At 63.4% G+C, this 22,940-nt stretch carries 21 protein-coding genes; 7 read left to right on the forward strand and 14 right to left on the reverse strand.

From position 1 onward, the window contains the following. Window positions 1–37 precede the first annotated feature (37 nt). The 8 genes from V1277_RS01105 to V1277_RS01140 all read right to left on the reverse strand — a co-directional run bounded on the left by V1277_RS01105 (window position 38) and on the right by V1277_RS01140 (window position 8,855). Window positions 38–2,716 carry a PAS domain S-box protein gene (locus V1277_RS01105; RefSeq protein WP_334414692.1) on the reverse strand — a complete coding sequence of 893 codons (2,679 nt, stop codon included), beginning with the start codon at window positions 2,714–2,716 and terminating at the stop codon, window positions 38–40. A gap of 194 nt (window positions 2,717–2,910) precedes the next feature. Further along, a complete protein-coding gene (locus V1277_RS01110; RefSeq protein WP_334414693.1) occupies window positions 2,911–3,711 on the reverse strand; it encodes an NUDIX hydrolase in 801 nt (266 codons plus the stop codon). 4 nt (window positions 3,712–3,715) lie between these two features. Further along, window positions 3,716–4,669 (reverse strand): dihydrodipicolinate synthase family protein, encoded by a 954-nt coding sequence (locus V1277_RS01115; protein WP_334414694.1) that lies wholly within the window; start codon window positions 4,667–4,669, stop codon window positions 3,716–3,718. 71 nt (window positions 4,670–4,740) lie between these two features. Beyond that, the gene (locus V1277_RS01120; protein WP_334414695.1) at window positions 4,741–5,193 is read right to left on the reverse strand and encodes a GNAT family N-acetyltransferase; all 453 of its coding nucleotides are present in this window, start codon (window positions 5,191–5,193) and stop codon (window positions 4,741–4,743) included. Window positions 5,194–5,220: 27 nt separating this feature from the next. After that, window positions 5,221–6,099: an SDR family oxidoreductase gene (locus V1277_RS01125; RefSeq protein WP_334414696.1), complete on the reverse strand. Its 879-nt coding sequence runs from the start codon at window positions 6,097–6,099 to the stop codon at window positions 5,221–5,223. Between the two features lie 156 nt (window positions 6,100–6,255). Next, window positions 6,256–7,116, reverse strand: a complete 861-nt coding sequence (locus V1277_RS01130; protein WP_334414697.1) for a MaoC/PaaZ C-terminal domain-containing protein — start codon at window positions 7,114–7,116, stop codon at window positions 6,256–6,258. Between the two features lie 201 nt (window positions 7,117–7,317). Beyond that, window positions 7,318–7,707 carry a Zn-ribbon domain-containing OB-fold protein gene (locus tag V1277_RS01135; protein ID WP_334414698.1) on the reverse strand — a complete coding sequence of 130 codons (390 nt, stop codon included), beginning with the start codon at window positions 7,705–7,707 and terminating at the stop codon, window positions 7,318–7,320. Next, window positions 7,707–8,855, reverse strand: a complete 1,149-nt coding sequence (locus tag V1277_RS01140) for a thiolase domain-containing protein (protein WP_334414699.1) — start codon at window positions 8,853–8,855, stop codon at window positions 7,707–7,709. The genes V1277_RS01135 and V1277_RS01140 overlap by 1 nt, the downstream gene beginning before the upstream one ends. Window positions 8,856–9,258: 403 nt before the next feature. On the opposite strand from V1277_RS01140, the gene V1277_RS01145 reads away from it, so the two are divergent. Further along, the gene (locus V1277_RS01145) at window positions 9,259–11,322 is read left to right on the forward strand and encodes a prolyl oligopeptidase family serine peptidase (protein ID WP_334414700.1); all 2,064 of its coding nucleotides are present in this window, start codon (window positions 9,259–9,261) and stop codon (window positions 11,320–11,322) included. A gap of 235 nt (window positions 11,323–11,557) precedes the next feature. Here V1277_RS01145 and V1277_RS01150 read toward each other — a convergent pair whose 3' ends face one another. From V1277_RS01150 to V1277_RS01165, 4 genes are all read right to left on the reverse strand, one after another. Beyond that, the gene (locus tag V1277_RS01150; RefSeq protein ID WP_334414701.1) at window positions 11,558–11,884 is read right to left on the reverse strand and encodes a GcrA family cell cycle regulator; all 327 of its coding nucleotides are present in this window, start codon (window positions 11,882–11,884) and stop codon (window positions 11,558–11,560) included. 189 nt (window positions 11,885–12,073) lie between these two features. Then, window positions 12,074–12,418 carry a hypothetical protein gene (locus V1277_RS01155; RefSeq protein ID WP_334414702.1) on the reverse strand — a complete coding sequence of 115 codons (345 nt, stop codon included), beginning with the start codon at window positions 12,416–12,418 and terminating at the stop codon, window positions 12,074–12,076. A gap of 15 nt (window positions 12,419–12,433) precedes the next feature. After that, a complete protein-coding gene (locus V1277_RS01160; RefSeq protein WP_334414703.1) occupies window positions 12,434–12,937 on the reverse strand; it encodes a DUF4262 domain-containing protein in 504 nt (167 codons plus the stop codon). A 376-nt stretch (window positions 12,938–13,313) separates the two neighbouring features. Next, window positions 13,314–16,820 (reverse strand): indolepyruvate ferredoxin oxidoreductase family protein, encoded by a 3,507-nt coding sequence (locus V1277_RS01165; RefSeq protein WP_334414704.1) that lies wholly within the window; start codon window positions 16,818–16,820, stop codon window positions 13,314–13,316. 371 nt (window positions 16,821–17,191) lie between these two features. On the opposite strand from V1277_RS01165, the gene V1277_RS01170 reads away from it, so the two are divergent. The 3 genes from V1277_RS01170 (at window position 17,192) to V1277_RS01180 (ending at window position 19,171) form a co-directional block, all read left to right on the forward strand. Next, the gene (locus V1277_RS01170; protein ID WP_442894436.1) at window positions 17,192–17,422 is read left to right on the forward strand and encodes a hypothetical protein; all 231 of its coding nucleotides are present in this window, start codon (window positions 17,192–17,194) and stop codon (window positions 17,420–17,422) included. 397 nt (window positions 17,423–17,819) lie between these two features. Further along, window positions 17,820–18,230 (forward strand): hypothetical protein, encoded by a 411-nt coding sequence (locus tag V1277_RS01175; protein ID WP_334414705.1) that lies wholly within the window; start codon window positions 17,820–17,822, stop codon window positions 18,228–18,230. A 200-nt stretch (window positions 18,231–18,430) separates the two neighbouring features. Further along, window positions 18,431–19,171 (forward strand): class I SAM-dependent methyltransferase, encoded by a 741-nt coding sequence (locus V1277_RS01180; protein WP_334414706.1) that lies wholly within the window; start codon window positions 18,431–18,433, stop codon window positions 19,169–19,171. Window positions 19,172–19,296: 125 nt separating this feature from the next. On the opposite strand, the gene V1277_RS01185 is transcribed toward V1277_RS01180, so the two are convergent. Then, entirely contained in the window at window positions 19,297–20,109 is an 813-nt protein-coding gene (locus V1277_RS01185; RefSeq protein WP_334414707.1) for an isocitrate lyase/PEP mutase family protein, read from the reverse strand. Between the two features lie 66 nt (window positions 20,110–20,175). After that, entirely contained in the window at window positions 20,176–20,484 is a 309-nt protein-coding gene (locus V1277_RS01190; RefSeq protein WP_334414708.1) for an NIPSNAP family protein, read from the reverse strand. 194 nt (window positions 20,485–20,678) lie between these two features. Between V1277_RS01190 and V1277_RS01195 the strand changes: the two genes are divergently transcribed. The 3 genes from V1277_RS01195 (at window position 20,679) to V1277_RS01205 (ending at window position 22,871) form a co-directional block, all read left to right on the forward strand. After that, entirely contained in the window at window positions 20,679–21,377 is a 699-nt protein-coding gene (locus tag V1277_RS01195) for an ArsR/SmtB family transcription factor (protein ID WP_334414709.1), read from the forward strand. 124 nt (window positions 21,378–21,501) lie between these two features. Beyond that, window positions 21,502–22,518, forward strand: a complete 1,017-nt coding sequence (locus V1277_RS01200) for an alpha/beta fold hydrolase (RefSeq protein ID WP_334414710.1) — start codon at window positions 21,502–21,504, stop codon at window positions 22,516–22,518. A 98-nt stretch (window positions 22,519–22,616) separates the two neighbouring features. After that, window positions 22,617–22,871, forward strand: coding sequence for a GCG_CRPN prefix-to-repeats domain-containing protein (locus tag V1277_RS01205; protein ID WP_334374649.1), 255 nt, complete (start codon window positions 22,617–22,619; stop codon window positions 22,869–22,871). The last annotated feature ends 69 nt before the right edge of the window (window positions 22,872–22,940 follow it).

Here is a 22,940-nt window from a genome sequence, read left to right on the forward strand (position 1 = left end):
ACTTCGCTTGAAAACGCTTTAGCGGCCGGGCGCGCCCTTATTCCGCCGCCTGCTCCAGCGGCGCCGTGCGCGGCAGGATCATCTGGATGCGCGTGCCGCCGCCCGGCTCGGAATCGAGGTCGAGCCGGCCGCCAAGGCGGGTCGTCACGATGCTGTAGACGATGTGCAGGCCGAGCCCGGTGCCGCCCTGATCGCGCCGCGTGGTGAAGAACGGATCGAAGGCGCGGCGGCGGACATCGAGGCTCATGCCGATGCCGTTATCTGAAAAGATGATCTCGACATTGTCCTTGCCGGACTCCCGCACCTGGATATCGACCGTGCCCGGCTTGCCGTCCGGGAAGGCATGAGCCACCGAATTGAGGAACAGGTTGGTGAGCACCTGTCCGTACGGCCCGGGATAGCTGTTCATCATCAGGTTCGGCTGACACTCGACGTTGAGCGTCAGATTGTGCTTGCGCAGGCCCGGCCGCAACGACATCACCACCTGCTCGGTGAGATCGCCGAGATCGAAGGTGCGCTGGTCCGAATAGTTGCGGTCGGCGGCGACCTGCTTGAACGACTGGATCAGCTCGGCGGCGCGGTTGAGATTGGCGACGAGCTGCGACGACGCCGAGCGGCTTGTATCGAGAAAATCGTTCAGGCTGGAACGCCGCAACTCGCCGCGGGCGACCTCCGCTGCAAAGTTCGACGTCTTTCGCTCCAACGCGGACGCCACCGTCAGGCTGATGCCGACGGGATTGTTGACCTCGTGGGCTACGCCGGCCACCAGCCGTCCCAACGCGGCGAGCTTTTCCGCCTCGATCAGCGAATTCTGCGTCTCACGCAGGTTCCGTAGCGCTCCCTCCGCCGCATCCTTGGCCTTGCGCATCTCGGATTCGACACGCTTGCGCTCCCCGATGTCGAGCGCAACCGTCACGATGTTCTCGATCTCGCCGGCCGCATCCAGGATCGGCAGCTTGTTGACCAGCCATTGCCGCATATGGCCGGACGCGTCCTTGTATTCTTCCTCGTAGAAGCCCAGTTCCTTGCCGACCGCCAGCACCCGCTTGTCGGGCTCGTCGGTCTTTTCCGCGCCGTAGCGCGACATCAACTCGGCCGTGGTGCGGCCGATCGCATACCCCGGCTCAACCCCGAAAATGCCGGCCATATAGCGGTTCATCAGGACGTAGCGGAGCTGCTTGTCCTTGACGTTGATGACCGCAGGCACGGTGTCGATCACCATTTGCAGCAGGCGGCGGCCTTCGGCGATCGCATCCTCGGCCCGCTTCTGGTCGGTGATGTCGCGCACCGTTCCTTCGTAGCGGATGATCTCCCCCGCTTCGTTGCGCACCGCGCTGGCGCTGTCGGAGAGCCAGAGGACCGCGCCAGTGCGGGTGCGAACCTGGTACTCATATTCGCGGATCATGCCGTCGCGCTGCATCAGCCGCGCGTATTCCGCCCGCGCTTCGGGTTGAACGTAAACGGTATCCGCGATGTCGCCGATGCCGTTGATCAGATCCTGCGGCGTGGCATAGCCCATCATCCGCGCCAGCGCCGGGTTGGCGTTCAGCAGCGCGCCGCCGGGCGTCGTGACGTAAATTCCGTCGACCGAGGACTCGAACAGCTTGCGGTAACTTTCCTCCGCAAGCCGTTGTTCGGCGAGCGCACGCACCGCTGCCTCGCGTGCGGTGTCGGCATCGACCAGCGTCTGCCGGAATATTTCAGCGGCGCGGGCGATGTCGCCGATCTCGTTGTCCACGTCGGTCGCCGGGATCGAGGCGTTCTTCTCGCCGCCGGCCACCGCGCGGATCGAGGTTGCGATCGCGGCAAGCGGACGCACGGTGCGCCGAACCACCAGCAGCGACGCAAACAGTCCGATCAGGACGCCGGCCGTGCCGAGAACGATGCTCTGCCATTTCGCTTCCGTCAGGGTCCGCGCAAAATCGCGTGAGAGGACGCGCCCCCGCCGATCGCTGACGTCGCGCAACAATTCGGTGACGCGCTGGATCAGGCGGCCCTCCGCTCCGAGCACTTCCCTGTCGATGTCAGATATCTGCCGTTCGCGGATCGATATGTTGACGATCGCCAGCGCATAATCGTCGACGATCGCACGCAGCTTTGAGTCCGTGATCGTCATCGAGCGCATGCTTTCCGCAGCCTGTTCAGCCGCCGAAGGGTTATGCGCCAGCAACGCCGAGGCGATCCGGCTCTGGGTCTGAGCCAGGGCCGTCGCAAGGCGGGGATCGGATGCCTCGGCGATCGCCGTATCGAATTGCTCGCGCAAGGGCGGCAACGCGACGATCATCTCGGCGCGGCGGTTGATCAGCGCGGAAATCCGCTCGATGCCGGTGCGGTAGGTCGCCAGGCGCTCGGTGACGCCGTCGATCATGTCCTGCTGTTCTGGCGCCAGCTCCAGCCGTGTCTTCTTCAGGATCTCGCCCAGCGCGTTGGCGGCTTCGCCAACCTGGAGCGACTGGTTGCCGCGATCGGTGACGAAATCCCGCGCCGCGAGCCGCAATTCGTTCATGCGGCGGTCGATATCCTCGGCCAGATCGCCGACGCTCTGCAGCCGCTGCAGCTCGGCAAAGGTCGAATCGATGTGGCGGATGGCGATGACGCTGGCGGTCGAGGTGATGATGATCACCGCCAGCACCAGCATGAAACTGCCGAATGTCAGTTGGCCGATCGAAAGCGAGAACGATCGCGGCGGCGAATTCGGCGGCGTTTCAGCGGTCATGTGGGTCGGGGCCGGGCTCCAATCGGCGCCAATATACGATGTATTTCGGGCCGTAGGGAACACGCCGGAATCGGCCGGATTCGCCATCCGGACCCAAAAGAGGCGGCGCCAGCCAAGGCGAACGGCCGTTAACCTTTCCCGATGGAGACGGCCGGCAGGACCGCCCGCGGATATACCGAGGCGATTTGGGACCGTCAGCCGACCGAGCCGACCTCGAACACCTCGCCGTCATAGCCGGCCTCGGGGGGAATGCGGAGCTGCCGGCCGCCATTGTTCCGGGTCATCACCGGTGTCACGGTGACGACCGATTTGCCTCTGGAGTCGTCGAGCGCAGCTTTCACGCTGGCCTGCTTGCCCAGCTTGATCAGGTTGCGGGTGGTCGGGAACGGCAGCTTGAAGCGCCCGCTCTCGCCGCCCTCCAGCGCCTCGCGCGGCGACACCCAGATCGAGTCGGTGGATTCCCTGCCGTCATGGGCGCCGACCTGCTCGGGTGGCGCGGCGGCAAGGAAGAACCAGGTGTCGAACCGCTTGGGCATGCCCTCCGGGGTGATCCAGTGGGCATAGGGCACGAGCTCGTCGAGCGCCAGCACCATGCCGTTGTCGGCCAGTACGTTGAGGAACGTGATCTTGCTGTCACAGAGGTCGGCGCGATGTGCCGCCTCGATCTCACTGGCGCGCTTGGCATCGATCAGCGCCGTCGCCCCCTTGGGCCGCGCCAGCAGGATGCCGCTTTCCTCAAACGTTTCGCGGATCGCAGCAATCCGAAAGCTCAGCGTCGCCTCATCGAGCCCCTCGCCGCCCGAATAGAGTTCGGGCCGCGCGATGATCGCCTTGTCGCCCTTGTCGACACTGCCGCCCGGAAATACCAGCGCGCCGGAATTGAAGTCGATCTCATAATGGCGAACCATCATGAAGACCTCGATTTCCCTGGCGTCTGCACTGTCGCGCAGCAGCAGGATCGTGGATGCAGGACGCGGGGCGACGGCTTCGGCCATATGACTAGCCCGCCGCGCTGGATTGCGGTTGCAGATTGGCGCGGCGGTCGACGCGCGCCACCCGCGACAGCAGATAATCGACTTCGGCCTTTGCTGTTGCCGTAATCGCCGCGCCCGGCTTGCGCTGCGCGCTGGAGGAGATGATGCCGCGCTTCTGCAGCACGTATTTGCGCACCGACAGGCCCGCGCCTGGCTGCTGCTCGTAGCGGATCAGCGGCAGATGCGCATCGAACAGATCGTGCGCGGCGTCGCGCTTGCCGGCCTTCGACAGCTTCACAACGTCGATCAACAGTTCCGGGAAAGCGTAGCCGGTCATGGCGCCGTCGGCGCCGCGCTCCATTTCGAAGTCAAGGAACAGTCCGCCATTGCCGACCAGGATCGACAGTGGCCGCAGCGAGCCGTCCTTCTGGAAATTACGAAGCGTGGAGATCTTCTCCAGGCCTGGCCAGTCCTCGTGCTTGAGCATCACGCAGGACGGCGAATCCATCACGATTTTGCGGATCACGGCGGGCGTGAAGATGACGTTGAGCGTCAGCGGATAGTCCTGCAGCACCCAGGGAATGTCGTCGCCGATCGCTTCCTGCGCCTGCTTGAAATAGCCTGTGATCTGTTCGTCGGTGCGCAGATGCGGCGGCGGAGCGATCATCACGCCAGCGGCGCCGGCATCCATCGACGCCTTCGCCAGCGAACGCATCGAGGCAAAACCCGGCGCCGAGACGCCGACGATAATCTGCATGTTTTTGGCGCGCTTGACGAAGCGGATCGCCACCTGCTCGGCCTCATCAGCATCGAGTTTCGGTGCCTCGCCCAAAATGCCGAGCACGGTGACGCCGTCGCAGCCGACTTCGGCGTAGAAGTCGGTCAGCCGGTCGATGGACTTCTCGTCAATGCGGCCGTCATCGTGGAACGGCGTCGGCGCAATCGCGAAGGTGCCTGCGGCCTGGGCGGTGAGTTTCATGATTACCTTCTTTGGCAGGGGCTAACGGAACGGAACATCTGCGGCATGGATACCACCAACTAACCTATGCCTCAAAGCGGCAGATTGAGCCTCGGAATGAGCCTGCCCGGGATGGAGCCCGATGGAACAAGGCCGTCGTCGACGGCTCCCATGCGGCGGTAAAAGTCGGCCGCGTCAGGATCAGCCTCGATGACCAGCGCCGTAGCGCCGGCCGCGCGGGCGGTGGCTTTGGCCCAATCGAGCAGCTTTCGGCCCGCACCAGTGCGCAGCAAGGCCGGTTCGACAAACAGTTTCTCAAGCTGGGCCGTGTCGCCGCTGGACTTCACCTCCGCGACGCCCGCGAGACGGCCGTCCAGCTCGGCGACCTGCACCTGGGACGCCAGAATGGTCGCCGGTGTCAGCGTGAGCTCCTTGCGGCAGGCTTGCATGAACGTGTCGTCATATCCCCACACGGCTTTGGAGCGCAGGCACAGCTCGGTGAGAGCAGGCCCTTCTTCCGGACGTGCAGGCCGCAACGCGAGCATGGCGGACCTCTCCTCTACCGGGAAGAACTAGAACCGGCGTGCGCCCATCTTGATCTGCTCCTCGGAGAAGAAGATCTCCTTGGCATGGGTCACGATGTCCTCGGCCTTCCAGCCCGTGAACGGCGGCTTCCAGCCTTCCATTTCCATCATCCGCATCTCGCGAACCCCGCGCGGGCCGGAGACGCCGAGCACCTTGCCGGTCTGGTCGCCCGACAAATCGCTGACCATGTACAGCACGGCCGGCGCGATGCCGTCCGGGCCGAGCGCGGCGCCGGGGTTCTCCTTATAGCGCGGCAGGTCTGCGGTCATGCGGGTCAGCGCGCCCGGGGCCAGGGTCCAGACGCGGATGTTGTACTTGCGGCCTTCGATGGCCAGCACGTTCGACAGTCCCCAGATACCGCCCTTGGCGGCGCCATAGTTGGTCTGGCCGAAATTACCGATCAGGCCCGATGTCGAGGAGGTGTTGACGATGACGCCGCCGCCGTTCTCGCGCATCCATTTGAACACCGGCTGGGTGCAGCAGAACGTGCCTTTAAGATGCACCCTGATCACCTTGTCCCAATTGGCCTCCTTGGCCTTGGCAAACGTCTCGTCGAGCAGGATGCCGGCGTTGTTGACCAGGATGTCGGCGCGGCCGAAATTCTTGATGGCGTCGTCGAATACCGATTGCCCGCCGGCCATGGTCGAGATGTCGGCGCCATTGGCGACGGCGCGGCCGCCCTCTTCCTTGATGGAATTGACCACCTTCTGCGCCATGGAGACGTCGGCGCCGGAACCGTCGCGGGGACCGCCTAGGTCGTTGACCACGACCGCTGCGCCCTCGCGCGCGAACAGTTTGGCGTAGGCCTCACCGAGCCCGCCGCCTGCACCGGTGATGATGGCTACCTTGCCGTCGAGCAATCCCATGGTGTGTTCTCCCGCTTTGTTTTTCCGTTCTCGTGTCCCGGACGCGATGCAGCGTGCAACGCTGCGTCGCAGAGCCGGGACCCGGTACCACCCGGCCAATGGGCCCCGGCTCTGCAGCGCACCGCTACGCGCTGCGCTGCGTCCGGGGCACGAGATCTAACCCAGCACCGTCTTGCCGCTCTTGATCACCGTGACGCCCCTCGCCTTCACCTTGGCTTCGAACGAGACGATGTTGCCGTCCTTCCACATCTCCATCGTCACGGTCTCGCCGGGATAGACCGGCGAGGAAAACCGCGCGACGTGCTGCTTGAAGGCGGACGGATCGTAGTCGGCGTAGGTCTGCAGCACGCCGCGGCAGGTGATGCCGTAGGTGCACATGCCGTGCAGGATCGGCCGCGGAAAGCCGGCCTTCTTCGCAAACTCGGGATCGGAGTGCAGCGGATTGCGATCGCCGCACAGACGATAGACCAGCGCCTGGTCCGGCCGCGTCGTGATGTCGACGATCTTGTCGGGCGCCCGGCTCGGCACCTGGTGCGGTTCGGGCTGGCCTTCGGAAGGTCCGCCAAAGCCGCCGTCGCCGCGGGCGAAACGCGAGGCGACCAGCGTTGCGAGCTTGTCGCCGTTCTCATCCTTCAGCACGGTCTGGTGCCGGATGACGGCGCCCTTGTCCTTGCCCTTGTCGAAGACGTCGAGCACGGTGGAGTCGGCCGTGATCTTGGCCGCGCTCGGCAGCGGCTTGTGGAAGGTGATGTCGCGCTCGCCGTCGACCACCATGACGCGGTTGAGGTTCATTTCACCGGGGCTTGAGCCCCAGGCCGCTACCGAGGCGAAGGTCGGCACGACCTTGAGCGGACGCGGCGTCAGCGTGCCCTCGTTGACGAAGGCGAGTTCGCTCTCGTCCATCGGATCGGCGCCCATGCCGATGCCGTAGGCGTAGAGCATCACCTCGCGGTCGGTATAGGCGTATTTCTGGCCGAGATTTTTCAGGGCCATGAGCTGTTCGTAGTTGATCGGCATTTCGTTTCTTCTCCCCGAACCTCTTTTGCTGGCGCCCGTTACAGCGCCCTCTCCCCTTGCGGGAGAGGGCTACACCGGCGTCGAACACAAACTCGCTTGCGAGAGGGGTTGCCTCCACGAATCCATCTCACTCGTGGAGAGAACCCCTCTTCCGGCGCTTCGCGCCACCTTCCCCCGCAAGGGGGGAAGGTACTTTCTAGGCTAGGCCGCCGTGAAGAACGGCAGCGGGGCGCCATCGGTTGGCTTCCACACCAGCTTCACCTTCTGGCCGATCTTCAGGCTCGTTAGATCGCAATCGACGATGTTGGTCTGCAGCGAGGGGCCTTCCTTCAGCGTCACATAAGCGATCGCATATGGACCGGTCGGCGACTTCCGCATCAGGCTGTAGGTGTAGACCGTCGCCTCACCCGAGCTTTCCTCCCACACCGTCTTGTCCGAGAAACAGAACGGGCAGATCGAGCGTGGGAAGTAGTGCGCTTCGCCGCAAGCGGTGCAGCGCTTGATCATGAACTTGCCGGCCTTGGCGGCTTCCCAGAACGGCGCGGTCTCGGGATTGGTCACCGGCGCCGGATATTTTTTCGTTTCAGCCATCACACGCGCTCCAGAATGCAGGTTGAGGCGGCGTGACGCACGCCGAGAAGACCGCCAGTGCCGTGGGCGATCGCGAGGTCGCAATTCTTGACCTGCACCTTCGGATGCGCTTCGCCGCGCAATTGGCGGACGGCTTCCAAAATTTTCGTCATGCCGCCGCGGTTGACCGGGTGATTGCTGCAGAGGCCGCCGCCATCGGTGTTGAACGGCAGCTTGCCGACGCCCGAAATGAGATTGCCGTCGGCGACGAACTTGCCGCCCTCGCCCTTCTTGCAGAAGCCGAGGTCTTCGAGCTGCATCAGCACGGTGATGGTGAAGCTGTCGTAGATCGAGGCGTACTTGATATCCTTCGGCGTCACGCCTGCTTCCTCGAACGCGCGCGGGCCGGACCAGACACCGGCGGAATACGTAAGATCGAGATCCTTGCCGCCGCGCGGGCCCTTCATCGCCTCGCCATGGCCGATCAGGCGCACCAAGGGCTTCTTCAGGCTTTTGGCGATTTCCGGCGTGGTCACGACCATCGCGCCGCCGCCATCGGTGACGACGCAGCAATCCATCCGGTGCAGCGGGTCCGAGATCATCGGCGAGTTGATGACGTCCTCGACAGTGACGACGTCCTTCAGCATGGCGTGCGGGTTGTACTGGGCGTGATGGGAGGCTGCGACCTTGATCCAGGCGAGCTGCTCGCTGGTGGTGCCGTAGTCGTGCATATGGCGCATGGCACACATGCCGTACGCATTGTGGGTGGTGGCGCCATAGGCCGCCTCGAAATCAGCCTCTGCGCCGGCGGCACGCGGCGGCATCGGGCCGGTGCGCGGCTTGCCGGCGAGCGTCACCAGCGCGATCGAGCATTTGCCCGCCGCAATCGCTTCGGCGGCGTGGCCGAGATGGATCAAATAGGAACAGCCGCCGGTCTCGGTGGAATCGACGTGGCGCACCTTCAATCCGAGGTAATCGACCATCGGCCAGGCGCCGCCGGGAGCGTCACCGGCGCAGAAATAGCCATCGATATCGGCTTTGGTGAGCCCGGCATCCTCGATCGCGCCCCTGGCGACTTCGGCGTGCAACTGTGCCGTTGATTTATCGGGTGCGTGCCGGGTGGGATGCTCGTAGATCCCGGCAATGTAGGCTTTGCCTTTGATGGTCAAATCGTTCTCCGTTGGCGTTTCTTCTTTCCGAAAGTTTTTCTGGCCTGTCGCCGCCGCCTTGGCAAGCGCGGAAATATTCCGCCGGGCGAGAGGGTAGCGACTAGACTCAAGTCGGGATGATTATCGGCAGAAATCTTATCAGGCCGGAACGTGCGTCCGCCGTTCGGCTTCACATTTCACAACGCTGCGTTCTCGCGGCGCGACGCGCCCGAGTTGTGCATGGTCGCCTGCCCTCCATGATGAGGGCGCAGGGAATGCCGGATGACGGCTAGCACCCGCGGTCTCGTGTGCAATAAGCGCTAAGAGATGCGCACACGAGCATACTCCGTAGGGTGATACTGTGCGCTCGGGACGTTGACTGTCTTGTGAACTTTTCGCTCAAAAAGAATTGGAGACGACGCCCATGTCGAGACCTGATCCACGTCCAACGCTCGATGCGCCGGACGAAGATCCCTACCTCTGGCTAGAAGACATCGAGGGTTCTCGGGCGCTCGAGTGGGTTGAGGAGCAGAATACGGCGACGCTGAAGCTCTTCGGTCAAGGGCAGACTGCGGCCGACCGGGATCTGCTCAAGTCGATCTTCGATCGCCCCGACAACATTCCCTATCCAACCCGCGTCGGCGGACAGTTGTTCAACTTGTGGCGAGACGCCGGTAATCAGCGTGGCCTTTGGCGGACATGCACGTTGGAAAGCTTCCGCGGTGAAGCTCCCGCTTGGGATGTTCTGCTCGATCTCGACGTGCTCGCTCGCCAGGAAAACGAAGACTGGATTCTGACGAGCACTTCGATCTTACCCGACACGCATGACCGCGCCATCCTCAGCTTGTCGCGCGGCGGAGCCGACGCCGTCGTGCTGCGCGAATTCGACATTGCCAAGCGCGACTTCGTGCCGAATGGCTTCCATCTTCCCGAGGGCCACAGTTCGTCCGTCTGGCTCGACCGCGACACTCTCTTGCTGATATCGGCGGTGGGACCGGATATGGCAACCACGTCGGGCTATCCGCGCACAGTTCGACTTTGGCGCAGGGGAAGCGACCCGCTGTCAGCCCCAGTCATTTTCGAAACGCGGCGCGATTCCGTGTATGTCTACGCCGGGGTTGACCGGGATAGCTCACAACAGCGCTTATGGTTCGTCGACAAGCCGGGCATCATCGAGTCCAACATCTGGATTGGCGATCGTACGGGGCCGAAGACGCGGCTCGACGTCCCCAGCGACGCTTGGCTGTCCTGGCAGCGGGGTTGGCTCGCGGTGAAGCCGCGCACCCCTTGGAACATCGCGGACAAGACCTACGGGACGGACGCCGTCATAGGCATTTCCTTTGCAGCCTTCCTGGCCGGCGACCGGCGCTTCACGACGCTATTCGAACCGCGTGGCCGGCGCGCGTTGCAAGGCTTCTTTTGGTGCGGCGGCCGCTTGGTCCTGTCGATCCTCGATGACCTCAAGCCCGTCTTCGAGGTGTTCAGCCCTGTCGACGGGGCCTGGTCACGAGAGTGTGTCGCGGGGCTGCCCGATCTCGGCACCGTGTATGTCTGGCCTTTCGACCGCGAGTCGGAAGAGTCGAACGGGGATTTGCTCGCGAGCGCTCAGGACCCGCTGACGCCGCCATCGCTGTTCGTCGTCGAGCCTTCGGCAGCACCGGTCCTGCTCAAGCAGGCCCCGCGGGCTTTCGATCCGACAGGTCTTGTGACTACACGCCACGAAGCGGGATCAAGCGACGGCACGCGCGTCCCCTATGTGCAGGTCGGGCCGCCGGCCGAGACCGGGGATGCGCCCGTGCATCTCTACGGCTACGGCGGCTTCAACATCTCGTTGCCGCCATTCTACAACCCGACGGTCGGGAAGCTCTGGCTCGAACGTGGCGGCACCAGCGTGATTGCGCATCTCCGAGGTGGCCGTGAATTCGGCAACGACTGGCACGAGGCCGCACGTCGAGAAGGCCGGCGCCTTGCCCATGACGATTTCGCAGCCGTGGCTGCCGATCTCGTACGTCGAGGCGTCACGCGCGCCGGCCGCATTGCGGCCGAGGGCGGATCGAACGGCGGCTTGCTGATCGCCAATATGCTCACGCGCTATCCGGATCGCTTTGGCGCACTGCTCTGCAGCGTGCCGGTCATCGATATGCGCCGGTATGCAAAGCTGCTCATTGGCGCGGCGTGCATCGATGAATATGGCGATCCCGACAAACCCGAAGACTGGCAGTTCCTGGCCCAGATGTCGGCCTATCACGTCGCGTCCCCCGGCAAGCACTACCCACCGATCCTGCTCGTCACCAGCCGCCGTGACGATCGGGTTCATCCGGGACATGCCCGCAAAATGGCGGCCAAGCTGCAGGCGATGGGCTATGAGGCCCACTTCTACGAGCCTGCCACAGGCGGCCACAGTTCTGGCAAGGACCACAGCGAGCAGGCTGCCCTCATGGCGCTCGAACTTTCCTTTCTCCGACGCGCAATTGGCTGGGAGCGGTGAGAGTCCGTTACCGGTACATCGCGACGTATGGCTTCGATGCAACCATACGTCAGCCAACGGATGCAAGGCGGACCCGTCCACCCGCTTTTGCTGCAGCCCAACCCGTCGGTCAACAAGCTCTTATTCGCGGGTTCACGCATTTCGGCTGGTTTTGGCGCAGCGGGTCCTAACGGGGTTTTAGAGCCCGCCGCACGGTCGGCGCACGCTGATTTGCCGACGGACCAATCAGCAAGCGTCAGCCGGTATTCCTGACCGCATCAACCAGCATGGCGTAAAGCTGGCGCTTGGTGAATTCCTTGGGCTCTGTTGCTGTCGGCTTGCGCGGAGACATGACCTTGTCCGCCGGGCGGGCACAGGCCAACGGCGCCACGCTTCGCTTCGGCACCGACACGATCCTGGGGTTCGCGGTTGGCGGCTTACGACCGCGCTTCTGGCCCATCCGCTGCAACTTGGCGCTCACGGCATTGCGGCTCAGGCCTAGCCGAGTTGCGATCTGACCGGCACTGTGGCCATCGGCCCAGAGCTTTTTGAGCAGTGCTACGTCTTTCGCATCCCAACCCATAGAGATGATTATACATCGACTGCGAGCAACAAGCTAGTCGTTGCTCACGTTGATCGAGCGAGCAGATAGTCTCGTCGTTAATGCCGCGCAGTTGGTAGGGTGGGCAAAGCAAAGCGTGCCCACCATCACGAGCGGAGTGCGAGACGGTAGGCATGGCGCTTTGCGCCATTGCCCACCCCACGGACTGGATCAGTGATGCTTTTCCAGAACAATGATCGGTGGGGAGGACGCGCACGTCCACATCGACGCGGCATAGCAGTAGTTGCCCGGATGATCGTCGAGATAGAAGCCATCGGCATCTGGAGCTATCAGCCGAGACTTCACCTCGGTCTTCCAAAATGCAAAGCGATCAGTCTCGGATATCCACCGCAGGGGCAGCCCTACCTCGGCGACCACGAAGCTCGAACCATCCTGCAGAAGGCGCTTAACATCTGTCTCTCCCAGATTGGCAACGCGACGTGCACCCAGCGGACCGTCGCTGTTCCAGAGTTCTGTGAGCGGCGTCTGTGCGACGATCCTCTGAGCCATATCCATGCTGCCTACCTCGCGCTATCGATCGCGCCGGCCGGCCCAATTGCCGGCGGTTAAATCAGGCTGAGCCTCTCGGAAATCCACTGACGATCCCTGTGTCCACGGAAACTCTCCGCCTCGGTCCGGGAACACCAATTGAAGACATTCAAAACGGTCGTTTCCATAAAACCACCTGCTCCACCCGAGGTGCGATGGATACTGCTCGGGTGACACTGGAAGCAGCACGGCGGCGGCATTCTCAAATATCTCGCCTGTTGGCTCACCAACCGGAAAACGTCGCCCGGCTTCGAGTTCGCGATAGATGTGCCAGAACGTATCCTGGGCGTTCTCTTTCGACATCGAGAACAACAACACCTCTGGAAACCTGAACTTCAGCCAGAAGCCGGTTGTGTAGGAGAAACCAGGCCCTTTATCGTCCGGCATGACGTGCATGCCAAACCAGCCATGTTCGCGAATCCGCCGAACGAAGTTCTGTTCGTGTTGGTCAAGCCGTTCGGGGTCGGCATCAAGGGCAGTGAACATGCATGCACATCGGGTGTGATAGGCGACACCGTGGGTTACGCTTCGCTAACCCACCGTACGCAGCCACATCTAGATACCTCATCCTGAGGAGACCGCGAAGCGGTCGTCTCGATGGATGACCGCGGGTGGGATCGGGGCCGCATGGTTCGAGACGCGCTCCTCACCATGAGGTTTTAAGCTTTGCAAGGCAGGCACGGCGCTTTGCGCCTTTGCCCACCCTACCCGGCTCTCGTGCCCCGGACGCAGCGCAGCGCGCTAGCGGTGCGCTGCTGAGCCGGGGCCTATGCGGTGAGATGGGTCCCGGCTCTGCGGCGCAACGGCACCGGACGATGCTTCGTATCGCCGGGAGCGTTGCGCCGCGTCCGGGACACGGGGCTTACTCCGCCGCCAACTGCCGCGGCGCGGGCGGTGGGCTGGCGAGATCGGCGGTTAGCTGCGCGTGGCGGGCTTTGGCGTCCGCTACCGCCTTCTCCTTGATCGGGCCATAGCCGCGGATGCGGTCGGGCAAGGACAACAACTCGACGGCGGTGTCGTGCGTGATCGGCGACAGCAGGCCGAGTGCGGTTTCGACGTCCTTCTCGTAAGCCACGATCAGGTCGCGTTCGAGCTTGCGGTCGGCCGAGTAGCCGAAGATGTCGAGCGGCGTGCCGCGCAGGAAGCGCAAGTTCGCCAGCGTCCGGAACACGGGCATCATCCATGCGCCGAAGGCGCGCTTCTTCGGCCGTCCCAGCGCATCCTTTCCTCCGCCGAGGATCGGCGGCGCCAGATTGAAATTGAACTTGAACTCGCCTTCGAACTGGTCGCGGAGCTGCTTTTCGAAGCGGCCATCGGTGAACAGCCGGGCAACTTCGTACTCATCCTTGTAGGCGAGCAGTTTGGCGTAGTTGATCGCGACCGCCCGCGGCAGCGCCTCACCATAGCCGCCATCGATCGCCGCATCGCGCACGCGCTTCACGAGAGCCCGATAGCGCTCGGCGAGCGCGGTATTTTGGTAGTCGGCGAGGTGCGCGCTGCGATGGGCGATGATCTCGTCCAGCGTCATCGCATCCAACGTCTTCGCCACCACCGGCTCGTCCTGGCCCTTCATCATGGCCTCGAGCCGCGCCGGATCGGCCGCGGCGAGGCGGCCGAGCTGGAAGGCCTGCGTGTTCATCTTGATCGAAACGCCGTTGACCTCGATCGCCTGCAGAATCGCCTTTGCCGACAGCGGCAGCAGGCCCTTCTGATAAGCATAGCCCAGCATCATGATGTTGGTGGCGATGGAATCGCCGAGCAACGCTTCGGCCGGCTTGGTGAAATCGTAGAACGAGGAATCCTTGCGCAGCTCGGTCTCCAGCACGTGGTTGACCTTGCGGCTCTGGAAGTTGAAGTCGCGGTTGAGGATGAAGTCGGCGGTCGGAATGACGTGGGTGTTGATTACGCCGACGGTGCGACTGGCTTCGCAGAGCGTAATCGTGTCCTTGGCGGCGGCGACCACCTCGTCCGCAGCCATCACGAGATCGGCGGTGCCGGTGACGATGCGCGAACAGGTGACGTCGGCGGTGTGCTCCGAGAGCCGGACATGGCTCAGCACCGCGCCGCCCTTCTGCGCCAGGCCGGACATGTCGAGGATCATGCTGGCCTTGCCCTCGATATGGGCGGCCATGCCGAGCAGCGCGCCAATGGTCAAGACGCCGGTGCCGCCGACGCCTCCGACCGCGATATTGTAGGGCCGCTCCAGCGACGGGAATGAGGACGGCTCCGGCAGATCGCCGATGTCGCCAAGGCCTGTACCATCAAGGCTGGCCGGCGCGCGACGGCGCGGCTTGCCGCCGTCGATGGTGACGAAGGACGGGCAAAAGCCCTTGAGGCAGGAATAGTCCTTGTTGCAGGTCGACTGGTTGATGGTGCGCTTGCGGCCCATCTCGGTTTCCAGCGGCTCGACCGAGATGCAGTTCGACTGCACCGAGCAATCGCCGCAGCCTTCGCACACGGCCGGATTGATCATGACGCGGCGCGCCGGGTCTTCCATCAGGCCGCGCTTGCGGCGGCGGCGCTTCTCGGCGGCGCAGGTCTGCACGAAGACGATCGCCGAAGTGCCCTTCAGCGTGCGACAGATCTTCATGACGTCCTGAAGCTCGTCGCGATGCGCGGTCTTGACGCCGGGCGCGATCTCGGATGCCGGATAGGCGTCGGGATTTTCCGAGACCAGATAGATGTTGCGGATGCCCTCGCTGTGAAGCTGGAAGGTGATCTGCTGTGGCGATAATTCGCCATCGACATGCTGACCGCCGGTCATCGCGGTCGCATCGTTATAGAGGATCTTGTAGGTGATGTTGGCGCCCGAGGCGATCGCCTGGCGGATCGCGAGGCTACCGGAGTGGAAGTAGGTGCCGTCGCCGAGATTGGCGAACACATGCTCTTCCTTGGTGAAGGGTGCGACGCCGACCCACGGCACGCCCTCACCCCCCATATGGGTGTAGGTCTCGGTGTTGCGGTCCATCCAAAGGGCCATGAAGTGACAGCCGATGCCGGCAAAGGCACGGCTGCCTTCCGGCACCTTGGTCGAAGTGTTGTGCGGGCAGCCCGAGCAGAAATACGGCGTGCGGGTGACTGGCGCCACCGCCTGCATCTGGGTCGCCTGTCGGCCATTGAACCAGTCCGCTTTGGCGCGCAGCATCGCGGCGATTTCGGGGTTGAGATTAAGTCGAAGCAGGCGCTCGGTCAGCGAGCTCGCTAGCGACGCAACGGAAAGCTCCGCGGCGAAGGTGAGAAAACGTTTGTCGTGGTCGTCCATCTTGCCGACGATCCGCGGGCGGACGTCGTCGCGCCAGTTGAACAGCTCCTGCTTGACCTGGTTCTCGACGATCTCGCGGCGCTCCTCGACGATGAAGATCTCCTCGAGGCCGATGGCGAAGTTGCGCACGCCTTCCGGTTCGAGCGGCCAGGGCATGCCGATCTTGTAAAGCCGCAAGCCGATCTTGGCCGCGACCTCCTCGGTGATCCCGAGTTCGCGCAGCGCCTGACGAATGTCCTCGTAGCTCTTGCCGGATGCCATGATGCCGTAGCGGGCATTCGGCGAATCCATGGTGATGCGGTTGATCTTGTTGGCGCGGGCGAAAGCGATCGCCGCATAGCCCTTGTAGTCCTGCAGGCGCAGGTCCTGCGCATAGCGATCGTCGGGCCAGCGCAGGTTGAGGCCGCCCGGCGGCATCTCGAAATCGGTCGGGATCGCGAACGGCGTCATCTCGTCGGTGAGGTCGATCTCGGCGGTGGTTTCCACCGTCTCGGTGATCACCTTCATGCCGACCCAGCAGCCGGAGTAGCGCGACATCGCGATACCCAACAGGCCCATCTCGATCATTTCATGGATGCTGGAGGGATAGAGATACGGCATCAGCGCGGAGATGAAGGCGTGGTCGGACTGATGCGGGACGGTGGAAGATTTTGCACCGTGATCGTCGCCGGCGAGACACAGCACGCCGCCATGTTTAGCCGATCCTGCCGTGTTGCCGTGGCGGAACACGTCGCCGCAGCGGTCAACGCCGGGGCCTTTGCCGTACCAGATGCCGACCACGCCGTCGTACTCGGCGCCGGGCGAGAGATTGAGTTGCTGCGAGCCCCAGATCGCGGTGGCCGCGAGATCCTCGTTCACGCCGGGCTGGAACTTGACATTGTACTGTTCGAGGTGCTTGCGCGCGGCGAAGAGCTGCTGGTCGTAACCGCCCAAGGGGGAGCCGCGATAACCGGAGATGAAGCCCGCGGTGTTGAGCCCTGCGGCGCGGTCGCGGCGGATTTGCGCCATCGGCAGGCGGACCAGCGCCTGGATACCGGTCAGGAAGATGTGGCCGGACCCTTGCGTGTACTTCTGATCGAGACTGATCGGACCCTGGTTAATTCCCATTGCAGCCCTCTTTGGCGGTAAGCCTTGATCGTGACGACGCTTTTTTAGCTAAGCATCTGAACTCGTTAGAACCAGTCTATGTCGGTTTTTCCGGGCCGCGCACCACAAATCTCGGCAAGAAAGCCGCGCCCTCAAACTTCGCAATTTCGTGCCGGGAAAATCGGCGCCGCATTTCGGTTTGTGTCGTCCGGAAGCCTCGGCGCGAAATGGCATGACGCCCCCGCTGTGTGCACTTTCGCGCTATAACGCTCCGGAAGGTCAATCGGTGCAGGGACGACCATGCGGGCGATTCTCGCGGCACTTGCTTTTGTGCACTGCGTTCATGGCCGGCGAAGGTCATGCCCAGCCCAAGGGCGAACCGGCGATGGCCGATGACATCGCGCGGCAAGGCGCTGACGGACGCCGGCGACTCGGCGCCTGGAGCGATGACGACTTCTACCGCGCGCTCCGCTTCGGCGTGGCGCGCAATGGATCGCTACTATCCCGCCTTCCCCTATCCGAATTTTACGAAACTGACGCGGCAGGACATTTTGGTAATCCACGCCTATCTGGCGACGCTGGCACCGGTCACGAACGCACCGCGTGCGCCGGGGTTGCGCTAGCCGTTCAACTACCGCTTCGGAGATCGCCGACGCGACGAACTATATCCGCAATGCCTGGGGCAATGCCGCGCCGCTGGTGACGGCGGCGGAAGTCGCGAACGCGCGGCGTAAATGATCGTGTCCCGGACGCGGTGCAGCGTGAAACGCTGCTCCGCAGAGCCGGGACCCAAGCTGCGGCAACAAATGGACCCCGGATCAGCAGCGCATCACGCCGCAAGAGCGGCGCGCTGCGCAGCATCCGGGGAACGTCGGCTACCGCAGACACAAACCTCACTCAGGAATTCGGAAGAATCACGGGTTCCAACATTACGGGGTTGCAATGTTGGCGCGGAACATCCGTGCAGGCCAACTATTATCCTTGCGCTTGACTTCGGGATGCTAACGGAGGAACCCATTCATGGCACACCAACCCGATCCGAACGATCCTTACCGCGCCGGCCTGAGCGATGAAGAAGTCCGCCGTCAGGCCCGCTTCAACAGTCTCGACAATGAGCTGCAGCCCGATCCTGCGCTGTCCGAGGGTCCGCCGAGTGGCGCCAAGGTCGCGATGTTCGCCGTTGCCATCGCGCTCGTACTGGGCGCGCTGTTCTATGGCCTGAACAACACGACCGTGCAGCAGGCCGGTACCTCGTCGACCAACCAGGCCGCGCAGCAGCAACCGGCCAACCCGTCGGCGCCTCCGGGCATGCGTGACGTAACGCCGCGCACCAACACCGATCCTGGCACGACCACGGGCGCCGCGACCAATCGCCCGACGCCGCCATCGCAGGAACCGACCGGCACCGAGGTCGATCGCTCCAAGCAGTAGCGGTTGATCAATCCCAAACTACGTACAGCGGGCAAAATGGCCCGCTGTTTTTTTGCGTTGTCCAGGCTGAGGACTGATCGATCAAAGCCAGAGGATAACGGTTGCGCATGCACACCGGCCAACCCTGGCCTCGCCCCTCGCGGACGAGGTCTTTCGGCTTTTGAAACGTGCCTCGCCCTCCCTCCATTATGGAGATAAACGTGGCGCAGAATATCTACGACAATCCCGATTTCTTCGCCGGCTACAGCCGATTACCTCGCCAGGTGCAGGGGCTGGACGGCGCGCCCGAATGGCCGGCTGTCCGGGCTATGCTGCCCGCGCTAACCGGCAAGCGCGTGGCCGATCTGGGCTGCGGCTTCGGCTGGGCCTCGCGCTGGATGCGCGCGCAGGGCGCGGTCTCGGTGCTTGGCCTCGATCTGTCGCAGAACATGATCGCACGCGCCAAGGTCGATACCTCGGACCCGGCCATTGAATATCTGCTCGCCGATCTCGAGACATTGGAGCTGCCCGAAGCGGCTTTCGACCTCGTCCATAGCGCCCTGACCTTCCACTATGTCGAGGATTTCCGGCGCCTCGCGCGCATAATCGACAAGGCGCTGGTCGGAGGCGGAGATCTGGTCTTCACGATCGAGCATCCGATCTTCATGGCTGCGGCGCATCCGCATTGGATCGCCGATGAAGACGGCCGCAAAACCTGGCCGGTCAACGGCTACTCGATCGAGGGCGAGCGCCGCGCGGACTGGTTCGCCAAGGGCGTGCTGAAGTATCACCGGACCCTCGGCACGACGCTCAACACGCTGATTGATGCGGGCTTCGAGTTGCGCCGGGTCGAGGAATTCGCCCCGACGCGCGAACAGATCGAGCGCATGCCCGAACTGGCCGAAGAGCTGGAGCGGCCGATGATGCTCCTGGTCTCAGCGCGAAAGACAGAAACGCGTTGAGAGTAGAGCCACCCGCGCCGCACGACACGGACGGCTCGCGATTGACTACCACCCTAGGATCGATGGCCGCTATGCGCGAGAAGCAGCAGTCATCTAACGCCTTCGGCCACTTTTGGGACCTGACGTTAGCTGAACATCTTGTTGATCTCGCCGCCGGGATAGCCGTTGGCGAATTCGCCGAAGGTGCCCTTCTCCGCCATCTCCTTTGACGCCTTCATGAAGCCGGCCCATGCCATCCGCGCCAGCGAAGCGCCGACGCTAATGCGGCGCACGCCGAGATCGGACGCCGCCTGCAGCGCCGGGCCGGCCGCGCCGACCAGGAGATTGACCGGCTTTGGATGCACCGCTTTCACGACCGCCGAAATCTCTTCCGGCGTCGCGATGCCGGGCGCATAGAGGCAGTCGGCGCCGGCTTCGGCATAGGCGGTGAGCCGGTCGATCACGAGCTTCAAATCCTTCTGCCCGCGCAGGAACGCCTCGCAGCGGCCGGTGAGCAGCACGCCGCTATTGTCGGCATCAATCGCCTGACGCGCCGCCTTGATGCGATCGACCGCCAACGCGCGATCGAACAGCGGCTTTACGCTGTCGCCGGTAAAATCCTCGATCGACAGGCCGGCCACGCCGGTCTTAACCGCGCGCGCGACATTGGCGCCGACCTTGTCCGGCTCGTGCGCAAAGCCGTCCTCGAAATCGGCGTTGACCGGAATATCGACCGCTGCGCAGATCGCGGCGAGATGGGCGCAGACGTCGTCGACGGTGACGTGATTGTCGGCCTTGCCCAGCGTCCAGGCGAAGCCGGCGCTGGTCGAAGCCAATGCCTTGAAGCCGAGATGCTGCAACGCTTTCGCGCTGCCGACGTCAAACGGATTGGGGATGATGAAGCATCCGCTCTCGTGCAACTTCCTGAATGCGGCGCGTTTGTCAGCAGATGTCAGCATGGGTCGCTCCCCTCGGTTTGTTGGCGCCGCCTACATAGTAACGCTGCGTCTGCTCCGCCAGACGTCTCACGCCACGACCTTGCGCAGGAACGTCCGCTCCTCGGCGAGGATGAACTTGTTCTCCTCGGCGAAATCAAAATTGGCCTTGCCTTCGCTGTCTGCCCGCAACCGCGCGCGGTAGCTTTCGTAAGACGCAAGGCTGTCGAACGAAATCAGCGCGAATGCGATGTTGTTGGTGCCCTCGTGCGGCATCCAGTAGCCGATCAGGTCGCCGCCGCATTTCGGAATGATGGTGAGCCAGTTTTTCGAGTACTGCTCGAACAAGGCGGGCTTGAACGGGTCGAGCTGATAGCGGATGAAGACGGTGACGGTCATGATGCTCTCCAAGGTTTCCCCGTCATTGCGAGCGCAGCGAAGCAATCCATAGCTCCACAAGCGTAGGAATGGATTGCTTCGTCGCGGAGCCTGTCATCGGGCGCGCATTCGCGCGACCCGTTGGCTCCTCGCAATGACGTTCGAGGCGAGACTACCCGCTTGCCCTACCGCGATGCTTCGGCTATCATCGAACTATGAAAGCAGGTCCTGACATCGCCATGGTCGCCTCCCTGGTCGGCGATCCCGCCCGCGCCAACATGTTGACCGCGCTGATGGACGGCCGCGCGCTGACCGCGAGCGAGCTGGCGCACCAGGCCGGCATCACGCCGCAGACCGCGAGTTCGCATCTTTCCAAACTCGAGACCGGCGGCCTGATCGAGCCGGAGAAGCAGGGCCGTCATCGCTATTACCGCCTCACCGGCCCCGATGTTGCAGGCGTGCTCGAAGGGCTGGCGGGCCTTGCCGAGCGCGCCGGACACACGCGCGTGCGCACCGGACCGAAGGAGCCGGCGCTGCGGCGCGCCCGGATCTGCTACGATCATCTGGCCGGCGATCTCGGCGTGCAGATGCTCGACAGCATGCGAAAGCAAAAGCTGGTCCGGCAAACCAAACAGGCGATCGAACTCACCGGCGAAGGCAAGCGCTTCATCGCCGAGGCGCTGCAGATCGACGCGGATATGCTCGCTCACCCGCGTCGACCCGTGTGCAAGGCCTGTCTCGACTGGAGCGAACGGCGGCACCATCTCGCCGGCACGCTGGGAGCTGCGGTGATGAACCGCTTCACCGAATTGAACTGGGCGGCGCGCGATCCCGCGCCCGGCAGCCGCGTCGTGAACTTCACGCGCACCGGCGAAAAGCGGTTCGCGGCGCTGTTTGGCAGCAGCGAAGCTTAGTCGTGATGGCTTGAACCTGAAGGCCAAATGAGGCTGGCTGATCTCCGCAAAATGTGAAGCTGCGCGGCCTTTACGGCACCTGATATCGGCATCAATTCAGCTTCATCTTCAGATGGAGTTTGCGATGCGACCAATTCTTGCCGGCGTGCTCACTGCCGCCCTTTGCATTCAGCCCTTGCTGCCGGCTAGAGCCGCGGAAGCCGCGCAACGCGAACCCTACGGCATTGGTCTCGAGGGTTTTGCCTATCCCTACCCGGTCCATCTGCTGCCGCTGGTCAACGACGGCGAGCAGGTGCGGATGGCCTACATGGACATTGCTCCCGCGCAGCCCAACGGACGCAGCGTGGTGTTGCTGCACGGCCGTAATTTTCCATCGAGCTACTGGGCGCCGGTCATCAAGACCTTGAGCGATGCCGGTTACCGCGTGATCGTGCCGGACCAGATCGGTTTTGGAAAATCATCGAAGCCGCAAGGCGATTTGCATTTCGATACGCTGGCGCGCAACACGATCGCGCTGCTCGATCACTTGCAAATCGCAAAGGCCGACATCGTGGCCCATTCGCTCGGCAGCATGCTCGGAGTGCGGATCGCACGCGCCTACCCTGACCGGATCGCGCATCTGGTGCTGACGGCTCCGATCGGACTGGAGGATTACCGGCTCTACGTCCCGCCCACGCCGACCGAGAAGATTTTGGAGAACGAAGATAAACTCACCGCGGACGCCTATCGCAAACAGCTCGAAACCAACTACGCCCTCAAACTGCCGCCCGAACAGGTGACGCCCTTCATCGACGCGCGCTTCAACATCAAGGACAGCGCCGAATATCCGCGCTGGCTGCGCGCGTTCGTCAGCTCGGCACAGATGATCTATCGCGAGCCTGTCGCGCACGAGATTCCGCTGATCACGCAGCCGACGCTGTTCGTGATGGGCGCCGACGATCATAACGCGCCGGGAAAAGCCAATGCGCCAGAAGCGCTGCGCCCGAAGATGGGGCAGAACGCCGAGCTGGCCAAGGCGCTCGCCGCCAAGATGGCGCGCGGCCGGGCCGAGGTGATCCCGAACACCGGACACCTGGTCTTTTTGGAAGCGCCGGAGAAATACGGCGAGTTGTTGCTCGGATTTTTGGCCGTAGCCCCATGACAAATCACGACATTACAAATCACGACATTCATGTTCCATTCAGGTGTTCGTGACTAGGTTCCGAACGTGCCGCCTTGCGGCCAAGAACGGGAGAAAACATGAAGTACCTTTTCGCAGCAGTTTTGGCCCTGGGCACCGTTGCCAGCTTCAGCGCGGCGGAAGCCGCAGGCGGATGCGGCCCCGGCTGGCATCGCGGCCCCTATGGCGGCTGCCAACCCAATCGCCGGGTCGTTGTTCGGCCGGCGGCTCCGGTCGTCGTGGTGCGGCCTCCAGCTCGGACCGTCGTGGTGCGGCCCGGCCGCGTGTGCCCCTACGGCACCGTGTGGCGCTACGGACGCTGCCGCGCTTACTGAGAATTCCCAGGCATGACAAAAGCCCCGCTCACGCGGGGCTTTTTTTATTGCTTTCTAAACAATCCGCGG

Origin of the sequence: Bradyrhizobium sp. AZCC 1588, assembly GCF_036924735.1 — a bacterium.
In the GTDB taxonomy this organism is placed as follows: Bacteria; Pseudomonadota; Alphaproteobacteria; order Rhizobiales; family Xanthobacteraceae; genus Bradyrhizobium.

Excerpts from the sequence above, each read along its gene's own strand:
- V1277_RS01105 (WP_334414692.1), bottom strand. The coding sequence starts at position 2,716 with ATGACCGCTGAAACGCCGCCGAATTCGCCGCCGCGATCGTTCTCGCTT.
- V1277_RS01110 (WP_334414693.1), bottom strand. The coding sequence starts at position 3,711 with ATGGCCGAAGCCGTCGCCCCGCGTCCTGCATCCACGATCCTGCTGCTG.
- V1277_RS01115 (WP_334414694.1), bottom strand. The coding sequence starts at position 4,669 with ATGAAACTCACCGCCCAGGCCGCAGGCACCTTCGCGATTGCGCCGACG.
- V1277_RS01120 (WP_334414695.1), bottom strand. The coding sequence starts at position 5,193 with ATGCTCGCGTTGCGGCCTGCACGTCCGGAAGAAGGGCCTGCTCTCACC.
- V1277_RS01125 (WP_334414696.1), bottom strand. The coding sequence starts at position 6,099 with ATGGGATTGCTCGACGGCAAGGTAGCCATCATCACCGGTGCAGGCGGC.
- V1277_RS01130 (WP_334414697.1), bottom strand. The coding sequence starts at position 7,116 with ATGCCGATCAACTACGAACAGCTCATGGCCCTGAAAAATCTCGGCCAG.
- V1277_RS01135 (WP_334414698.1), bottom strand. The coding sequence starts at position 7,707 with ATGGCTGAAACGAAAAAATATCCGGCGCCGGTGACCAATCCCGAGACC.
- V1277_RS01145 (WP_334414700.1), top strand. The coding sequence starts at position 9,259 with ATGTCGAGACCTGATCCACGTCCAACGCTCGATGCGCCGGACGAAGAT.
- V1277_RS01150 (WP_334414701.1), bottom strand. The coding sequence starts at position 11,884 with ATGGGTTGGGATGCGAAAGACGTAGCACTGCTCAAAAAGCTCTGGGCC.
- V1277_RS01155 (WP_334414702.1), bottom strand. The coding sequence starts at position 12,418 with ATGGATATGGCTCAGAGGATCGTCGCACAGACGCCGCTCACAGAACTC.
- V1277_RS01160 (WP_334414703.1), bottom strand. The coding sequence starts at position 12,937 with ATGTTCACTGCCCTTGATGCCGACCCCGAACGGCTTGACCAACACGAA.
- V1277_RS01165 (WP_334414704.1), bottom strand. The coding sequence starts at position 16,820 with ATGGGAATTAACCAGGGTCCGATCAGTCTCGATCAGAAGTACACGCAA.
- V1277_RS01170 (WP_442894436.1), top strand. The coding sequence starts at position 17,192 with ATGACATCGCGCGGCAAGGCGCTGACGGACGCCGGCGACTCGGCGCCT.
- V1277_RS01175 (WP_334414705.1), top strand. The coding sequence starts at position 17,820 with ATGGCACACCAACCCGATCCGAACGATCCTTACCGCGCCGGCCTGAGC.
- V1277_RS01185 (WP_334414707.1), bottom strand. The coding sequence starts at position 20,109 with ATGCTGACATCTGCTGACAAACGCGCCGCATTCAGGAAGTTGCACGAG.
- V1277_RS01190 (WP_334414708.1), bottom strand. The coding sequence starts at position 20,484 with ATGACCGTCACCGTCTTCATCCGCTATCAGCTCGACCCGTTCAAGCCC.
- V1277_RS01195 (WP_334414709.1), top strand. The coding sequence starts at position 20,679 with ATGAAAGCAGGTCCTGACATCGCCATGGTCGCCTCCCTGGTCGGCGAT.
- V1277_RS01200 (WP_334414710.1), top strand. The coding sequence starts at position 21,502 with ATGCGACCAATTCTTGCCGGCGTGCTCACTGCCGCCCTTTGCATTCAG.
- V1277_RS01205 (WP_334374649.1), top strand. The coding sequence starts at position 22,617 with ATGAAGTACCTTTTCGCAGCAGTTTTGGCCCTGGGCACCGTTGCCAGC.